The organism is Acidimicrobiia bacterium (genome assembly GCA_016650365.1).
Taxonomy (GTDB): Bacteria; Actinomycetota; Acidimicrobiia; order Spongiisociales; family JAENVV01; genus JAENVV01.
This window is the reverse complement of the sequence record JAENVV010000051.1, coordinates 1-6709: the sequence shown is the minus strand read 5'-3', so window position 1 is coordinate 6709 and position 6709 is coordinate 1. Positions and strand designations below refer to the sequence as shown.

Annotated in this window: 5 protein-coding genes and 1 riboswitch; all 5 genes read right to left on the bottom strand. The window is 58.1% G+C overall.

Translation table 11 applies throughout. The features are described from left to right. The coding region (locus JJE47_03325; protein ID MBK5266442.1) for a hypothetical protein at nucleotides 1–411 on the bottom strand (411 nt) is incomplete at its 3' end. Between the two features lie 106 nt (nucleotides 412–517). Further along, the gene (locus tag JJE47_03320; GenBank protein MBK5266441.1) at nucleotides 518–3607 is read right to left on the bottom strand and encodes a hypothetical protein; all 3090 of its coding nucleotides are present in this window, start codon (nucleotides 3605–3607) and stop codon (nucleotides 518–520) included. A 30-nt stretch (nucleotides 3608–3637) separates the two neighbouring features. Then, a riboswitch (cyclic di-GMP riboswitch) is annotated at nucleotides 3638–3722 on the bottom strand. A 202-nt stretch (nucleotides 3723–3924) separates the two neighbouring features. Continuing rightward, a complete protein-coding gene (clpX, locus tag JJE47_03315) occupies nucleotides 3925–5169 on the bottom strand; it encodes an ATP-dependent Clp protease ATP-binding subunit ClpX (protein ID MBK5266440.1) in 1245 nt (414 codons plus the stop codon). 12 nt (nucleotides 5170–5181) lie between these two features. Continuing rightward, nucleotides 5182–5802 carry an ATP-dependent Clp protease proteolytic subunit gene (locus JJE47_03310; GenBank protein MBK5266439.1) on the bottom strand — a complete coding sequence of 207 codons (621 nt, stop codon included), beginning with the start codon at nucleotides 5800–5802 and terminating at the stop codon, nucleotides 5182–5184. Beyond that, nucleotides 5799–6709, bottom strand: a 911-nt coding sequence (locus JJE47_03305) for a hypothetical protein (protein MBK5266438.1), incomplete at its 5' end; no start/stop codon positions are given. The genes JJE47_03310 and JJE47_03305, both read right to left, overlap by 4 nt.

The following is a 6709-nucleotide window of genomic DNA, read 5'->3' as shown; positions in this document are numbered from 1 at the left end:
GGCTAATTCTGGCCCAGGCGGGCACTCACCCACCACAAACTCGCCGGAATCAGGTCCTTCGAGTTGATAGCCGTCGTTAGTGGACTTGGCCGTCCAGGTGTAGGTGCCTGGCGGAAGTTCAATCTCGGTCTTCTGGGACAAAACGATCGTCCCGGTAGGCCCGTCGATCGTCATCTCGACCTTGCCGCTCGTATTCACGCCGTCATGGCGGAACGAGAAGGTCACATTGGTCTCGGACCCGCCGTTACGGTAATCACACGAACCCTGCACGATTTTGACAACCACCGGCTTCAAATTCGTCGATTCGATGACGTCACCTTGACCGGTGGCCTGTACCGGGGGGGCCATGATCACAAACGATGCGAGGAGTACCGCCGCAGCAATCATTACAAACCCGACTCGTTGTCTCATGTCTTTCACATTTGTATTCATTTGTCCGCCTCCCAAGCGCTCTTTACCCTGGCTAACTTTTTACGGGGTCCCGGAGGGTTATTCCCGGGACCCCCAACTTGCGTATTTAGAGGCCGAGCCGATCACTGAAGCCCGACGTCATGTAGATAATGTCTTCTTCTTTTCGGAACGCCATGAGCATTCCGACTCCGGCCAGCACCAATGCGACCGCCAAAACCCCGGCCTGCCAGTCGGCAAAGCCTGTCTGGGGCAATGTAGTCTGAATACCCAGCACTTTGGTGTCATCGACGGTCGGCGCAATCGTCACCGGGGGCGTCACCACCGGGGTTTCCGGGTTCGAGATCGGCGGCTCCGGCAACACGACGAGCTGGAATACTCCCGCATCAATTGTTACGTTCGTCGCCCCACCCACCAGCGAGATCAGAGCCGTCCTTCCGACCGTTCCGCCAGCCGCCAACACCGAACTCGACGCACCGGTCAGCAGACCGGCCGCTCCGGCGCTCACGCCAACAACCTCGACGACATCGCTGTCTGCGGCGTCATCACTACCGGCATCAGCCGGTGAGAACACCCACGGCTCCGGCACGGCGAACTGCATGACGTAGTCCCCTTCGGGCACATTGGCAACGACATATACCCCAGCCGCGTTCGTCGTGGTGGAGAGCAGGACCGATCCTGAGGTTGCGTCAAGCAGGTCGACACCCACGTTGGCCACCCCGGACTCATTGGCATCCTGGATGCCGTTGCCGTCGACGTCGTTCCACACAAAGTCTCCAACTACCCCCAGAGGTACCTCGGCCTGTGTGTTTACAAACGTGCAACCGACAGTCTGGGCCGGCGGAACAAAGAGCGACACGCTATTGCCATCGACCGTCGGCTCACCTGAGCAAACGATCGAAGCCAGGTCCCAGCCATCGACCAGCAGCAGATCCTCGGTGATCGTATAGATCCCGCTCGGTAAGTCCAGCTCGATACTCTCGCCTGACCCGAGGTCGAAACTGTCTTCGCCGACCGTAAAGTCAAACCTGTCTTCGGTTGCTGTGTCGGTGGCCTTGGCCACAATGATCGTCCCAACGTTGGTGTTGGTGTACGTACAGGTAACACTATCGCCCGAGGCGACCGTGTATGTGGCGGTGGCGGTGGCCAAGTCGCCGGTTCCGCCAGTCGTACAGCTGATGTCGATCAGCGCCCACCCATCAGGTATCGACTCGGACACCGTGTAGGTCCCGGGAAGAACCGTAGAGAAGGCCGATTCGCCGTTGGCCAGATCCGCTTCGATATCTCCGGTGAAAGCGAAGCTCCCGGCGGCAACCGGATTCGTTACCTTCTCGACCGTGATCGTCGACGGACGGACCAGACCAGCATCGACGGTCAGATTGTCCTCCCCGACCCCGAGCGTCACAGCCGGTGCCTTCCCGGCCGGGTCAATGTCACTATCGGTGGCATCGTCACCAGCGTCCGGGGTGGTCGCCACCCAGGGATCCGGAATCGCAAAGGCGACGACGTAGTCGCCCTCGCCGAGGCCTTCGAACAGGTAGTTACCGGAGGCATCGGTGGTTGTGGTGGCAATGATGCCGCCGTCAACCAGCAACGAGACCGTGATGCCGGCGGTTCCCGGCTCGCCTGCGTCCTGGACACCGTTGGCATTGAGGTCATGCCAAACGGTGTCACCGATGGAACCAGGCGGAGGGCAAGCTTCCGTTGTGAAGTCCGCACCAGAGGTTCCTTCGAGAACATATCCTTCGGCCGCCACCGCAGTCCACGAGTGGTCTCCAGGAGCGAGCGCCAGCGTCTGTCCATCGATCGTGAGATTCATCGTGCCATCGATAACGATGGTCGCTGCCCCGGAGGGGTCGATGCTGGCGATCACGTCGGTCCGCGACTCGCCATCGATATAGCCGCAGGTTCCCACGGTCACATCAACGGTGACAATTTGGGGTGGAATCTCACAAGAAATGGCCGTGAAGTTGCCAGAAGCCGAACCGTTGATCTCGTATCCGTTTGCGGCGGTCGCCGTCCAGGTGTAATCGCCAGGACCGACTTCGATGCTCCCCGACGCCGTGTACGTTCCGATAACGACGTCACCGAGCATGATGGTCAGGGTGGCCCCGGGATCGACCGTGAAGGAGACGTCCGTGACCGACGATTCGTCGATCCAGTCACAGGTCCCCGGGCTTACCGATACCGATGCCGGGATGAGGGGAATCAGTTTATTCACAAAGGTACAGGTGACGGTCTCTCCCTCACCCACATTGATATTGCTGACCGGACTCCCGTCGTCACAGACAGAACTAAACAGGGTCCATCCATCAGTCGGTGTCTCGGACACGAAGTACGAGCCGGCGTCGATATCTCCGGACGATGTCGTATGTCCGTCACCGAGCCGGAAGGCTCCCCAGTCCGACGTGAAGTTGAATAACGGGGTTGCACCATCGGGCAGCGTCTGCTTGACGACGATGATCTCACCAGAGGCTGGCGGTATGGCCAGGCCCTTTACCTTAAACGTTATGTCCTGGCGTCCCGAGCCCTGCGAAATGGGGTCAGGAGGAACAACCGACCCTCCGTCCTCCACAACAACTGCCGATCCACTCAAAGAGGCGTGAAGGTTCCCTGTGGGTGCCGAACCTGGATCACATCCGAGTGTGGTGTCGACACGTACGACAACCGTCTCTCCGGCCTCCATATTTGTCACCTGAAAACTCAAGTCAAGGTGCGACCCAGATTGAAATAGTGCGCCGTTCTGGGACCACGAGCTGTTGGCAATTGTGCTGTTCCCATTATCGATAATCGCCGTATCACCGACGTCATAATTGATGGCCACATTGGTGACCGCGACGTGGGCAGCTCCCGACTGGCCCGTCGTATCAGCATCGAAACTCAGGGAAAAAGCCAGCGTCTGATTTGCCGCGGATGGAGTGGCCGAATTGACGACCTTAAGGAGATAACTGACAGTGTCGCCACAAGAAAAGTCACCCCCCTCAAGGCTCTCCACAACGTCAACATTGGTGATACCTGCTCCAAATGCCCCACCCCCGGTGACGTGGCTATAAGAAGTGGGCTCGGCAGCTACAAAATCGAGACCGAAGTCTCCGCCGGCTGCTTGGACACGGGGGGCAACAACAACAAACGATGCCAGCAGCACCGCAATCGCAATCAGGAGGAATCCGACTCGTCGCCGGGTCTCTACAGCCTGCATCTTCAATTTCCGCCTCTCATCTATTTAGATGTGGGCGGGCCGGTCTCACCACTAGCTCGCTTCGATTCTCGGTGACCGTACTAACGAATCGAAGGTCGTCGCCTCCCAGTTCCCCTTTTCGGCTCCGCAGAGCCGGGTTCTTGTTGCTTCCCCCCCCTTCTGGGGATGCAGTCGGTCGAACATAATTCTCCCAACATGTTCATTCAACCACTCTCGGTAGTTCCCGTCAATGGGTCGGTCGACTCAATTCAGCCGACATTAAGTCGCAGCAGCCCTGTGGGAGAGAGAATTCGCAGCGTGAGAATGAGTGGAAAAAACTACGCCGAGCGTTCGCGGGCCAAAATAACCTCGGGTTCAGCACCATCAACGATGACCGCCCGGTCAACGATGACCCGTTCTACGTCGGTCCGCGACGGCAGGTCGTACATCGTGTCGAGCAGGACGCCCTCAAGGATGGCCCGCAAGCCACGCGCTCCGGTTCCTCGGGTGAGTGCCTGGTCGGCGATGGCTTCGAGTGCATCGTCGGCAAACAACAATTCGACCCCGTCGAGTTCGAAGAACTTGGCAAACTGTTTTACCAGAGCGTTTTTGGGTTCGGTCAAGATTTGAATGAGCGCCTCCCGATCAAGATCCTCGACCGTTGCCAGAACCGGCAAACGGCCGATGAACTCCGGGATAAGGCCGAACTTCATGAGATCCTGCGGTAAGGCCTGTCCGAGCAGCGCTGTGTCGGGCATCGACGACTTGTGTTTGAGGTCTGCTCCGAATCCAACGGAGCGCTGACCGACCCGGCTCGAAATGATGGTCTCCAAACCGGCAAACGCTCCCCCGCAGATGAACAGAACGTTGGAGGTATCAATCTGAAGAAATTCTTGATGCGGGTGCTTACGTCCACCCTGGGGGGGGACCGAGGCGACCGTTCCTTCAAGAATCTTGAGCAAGGCCTGCTGAACACCTTCCCCGGAGACATCCCTGGTTATCGAAGGGTTTTCGGACTTCCGAGCCACCTTGTCGATCTCGTCGATGTAGATAATGCCGTGCTCGGCCCGCTTCACGTCGTAGTCGGCAGCCTGGATCAGTTTGAGAAGAATGTTCTCGACGTCTTCGCCGACATAGCCGGCCTCGGTGAGCGCCGTAGCGTCTGCAATGGCGAAGGGAACGTTGAGCACCTTGGCGAGAGTTTGGGCAAGCAGGGTCTTTCCAGATCCGGTCGGACCCACCAACAAGATATTGGACTTCTGCAGTTCCACGTCATCGCGCTGGATGCCGGCCCGAACCCGCTTGTAATGGTTATAGACCGCTACCGAGAGGACCGTCTTGGCCATGTCCTGGCCGATGACGTAGTCACCGAGGAACTCGAAGATCTCGCGTGGTTTGGGTAGGTCGGTGAACTCAACGACATCGGTACCGGCGAACTCTTCTTCGATGATCTCGTTGCATAATTCGATGCATTCGTCGCAGATATAGACCTGCGGCCCGGCGATCAGCTTCTTTACCTGTTTCTGCGATTTTCCGCAGAAACTGCACTTGAGCAGGTCGCCACCTTCACCGAATTTCGCCACGGTCGATTTCTCCTAACGGGCCGCTGAGACTGCCGCCAATTCACGACGGGTCAAAATGCTGTCGATGACACCGTACTCGACGGCTTCGTCTGCGAGCATCCAATAATCCCGTTCAGTGTCAATAGTCACTTTTTCGACCGACTTGCCGGTGTGCTCGGCGAGGATCTCGTTGAGCTGCTCTCGCATCTGAACAATCAGTCTCGCCTGAATTTCAATGTCGCTCGCCTGACCCTGGGCTCCACCGTGTGGCTGATGCATCATGATCCTGGCATGGGGTAACGCGTACCGTTTGCCCTTGGCGCCGCCGGCGAGAATGACGGCCGCCGCCGAGGCGGCCATCCCCATGCATACCGTCGATACCGGAGCCGAGATGTAGTTCATCGTGTCATAGATGGCGAAAAGGGAAGTAATCGACCCACCTGGCGAGTTGATATACAGCGAGATGTCCTTCTCAGGATCTTCCGACTCGAGGTGCAGAAGTTGCGCCATGATGAGATTGGCGACGTTGTCGTCGATAGGGGTTCCCAGGAAGATGATCCGGTCCTTAAGCAGTCGACTATAGATGTCGAAGGCCCGCTCCCCCCGGCTGCTTGACTCCACAACGGTTGGGACGAGATAGTTCTCGACGTTCATTCTTCTTCCTCTCGTTGGGCGTTCAGCTCGGCGGCAAGAACTTCAAAGTCAATCGGGTTTCCGTCTTCATCGACAGGAACCGCGGCTTTTAGGAGTTCGTCGTGTGCTTTTTTTCTCACAATATCATCGATCAGCGCTTTAGTTTGGGTATCGGTCAGGCGAGCCGCGACTTGACCGGCCGTCTCGCCTGTCGAAGCCCCAACCGCCGCATGCATGGCGGCCACTTCATCGTCCCCGGCGACCAGCCCCGCATCGACCGCAACGGCATCGAACAGCAAGTCTGTTTTGACGTTCTTGGTAGCTGCGTCCCGCAGGTCGGCCACAAACGTCTCCTGGCTCTGGCCCGTCACCTGAAGATAGTCGTCGAACTCCACGCCTTGCTCAGATAGTGAGTGGTTGAACCGATGGAGCACATTTTCCATCTCGGCCGTCACAATGCTGTCAGGAAGCTCTATTTCGATTTCGTCAACGATCGCACTGATGAGCTGCGAGCGGTACTGCTCCCAAGACTGATTGAACTTGCCCCGAGAAATCCGGCGGCGGAGCTCGGTTCGGAGCGCCTCGGCGGTTTCGAACTCTGTGGTCTCATCGACCCATTCGTCTGTCAGGTCGGGCAGAGTCTGTTCCTGAACGGCTTTGACGCTCACCGTGATTACGGCAGCAGTGCCGGCCTTGTCGCCGAAACCTTCCGGCAACGTTGCTTCAAAGTCGGCGGATTCGCCCTGGCTCAGACCCACGACCGCTTCAGCCAGTCCCTCGATGAATAAGGGACCAACCCGGATCGTCAAATCATGGGCAGCTAGTTCGTCAATGGCGGCGCCCTCGGTATCGACTGCGGCCAGATCAACCACGGCGTAGTCATCATCACGGGCCGGCCGATCGACCTCGGTCAGCTCCGCAAACTGTT

Excerpts from the sequence above, each read along its gene's own strand:
- JJE47_03320 (MBK5266441.1), bottom strand. The coding sequence starts at position 3,607 with ATGCAGGCTGTAGAGACCCGGCGACGAGTCGGATTCCTCCTGATTGCG.
- JJE47_03310 (MBK5266439.1), bottom strand. The coding sequence starts at position 5,802 with ATGAACGTCGAGAACTATCTCGTCCCAACCGTTGTGGAGTCAAGCAGC.